Source organism: Bradyrhizobium centrolobii (genome assembly GCF_001641635.1).
Lineage (GTDB): Bacteria > Pseudomonadota > Alphaproteobacteria > Rhizobiales > Xanthobacteraceae > Bradyrhizobium > Bradyrhizobium centrolobii.
Genome location: NZ_LUUB01000053.1, coordinates 4,971 through 5,375, shown reverse-complemented (window position 1 = coordinate 5,375; position 405 = coordinate 4,971). Strand labels below are relative to the sequence as shown.

Here is a 405-nt window from a genome sequence, read left to right as displayed (position 1 = left end):
CGCTGCGCGCGAATTCCGGCCTCTCCCCGCAGGCGGGGAGAGGCGAAGAAGCCACCCCTCGACGAACCCATCCCCACGGCTTACCTCTTACGCCGTGCCGCCCCGTACCCTCAAAACATCGGCCGAGCCGGCCGCGCTGCTGCCCGACCGCTTCCAGGCGTGGTTCTCGGCCCGCGGCTGGTCGCCGCGCGCGCATCAACTGGCACTGCTGAAGAAGGCGCGCGAGGACCGCTCCGCGCTGCTGATCGCGCCGACCGGCGCCGGCAAGACGCTGGCGGGATTTCTGCCGACACTGGTGGAGTTATCTTCTGAAGGCGATGCGGCGAGGTCATCGCCGCAAGCTCAGCCGGCACCTCCCTCCTTGCGGGGGAGGTCGACGCTCTCGGGCGCGCGCTCGCGCGCCGG

At 71.4% G+C, this 405-nt stretch carries 1 protein-coding gene; it reads left to right on the top strand.

The window, feature by feature from the left end:
* Positions 1–94: 94 nt before the first annotated feature.
* Positions 95–405, top strand: a 311-nt coding sequence (locus AYJ54_RS15400) for a DEAD/DEAH box helicase (RefSeq protein ID WP_347337217.1), incomplete at its 3' end; no start/stop codon positions are given.